1 protein-coding gene is annotated in these 600 nt (G+C 71.8%); it reads left to right on the top strand.

Going from position 1 to position 600, the window contains the following annotated elements:
• Positions 1-600 (top strand): VWA domain-containing protein (locus tag A9X00_RS01355; protein ID WP_156771878.1); only part of this gene is annotated, 600 nt, incomplete at both ends.

Genomic DNA, 600 nt, shown 5'->3' with positions numbered 1-600 from the left:
GCAGGCCCGGCGCCGGCAGCGGCTGCGCCGCTTCACCGAGGCGCAGGTGCCGCAGTCGTGGTGGCGGCACGTGCCGATCGCGGTTGCGCTGCTGTCGCTGTTCCTGTTGACCGTCGCCCTGGCGACCCCCACGCACGACATGCGCATCCCGCGCAACCGCGCCTGCGTCGTGCTGATCATCGACATGTCGAACTCGATGCGCGCGACCGACGTCGAACCCAACCGGCTCAAGGCGGCCGAGCAGGCGGCCAGCCAGTTCGCCAGTCAGCTGACGCCGGGCATCAACCTGGGACTGGTCGGCTTCGCCGCCAACGCCTCGCTGCTGGTGTCGCCGACGACGAACCGCGCCGCGGTGAAGGCGGCGATCGATGGATTGAAGCCGGCGCCGAAAACCGCGACGGGGGAGGGCATCTTCACGGCGCTGCAGGCCATCGCCACGGTCGGCTCGGTGCTGGGCGGCGGCGAAGGGCCGCCACCGGCGCGGATCGTCCTGGAATCCGACGGCGCCGAAAACGTGCCGCTGGACCCCAACGCGCCCCAGGGGGCGTTCACCGCCGCGCGGGCCGCCAAGGCCGAGGAGGTGCAGATCTCGACGATCTC

Source organism: Mycobacterium sp. 1245805.9, from assembly GCF_001672915.1.
Classification (GTDB): domain Bacteria; phylum Actinomycetota; class Actinomycetes; order Mycobacteriales; family Mycobacteriaceae; genus Mycobacterium.
Note: the sequence above shows the minus strand (reverse complement) of the source record. Positions and strands in the feature narration are given on the sequence as shown.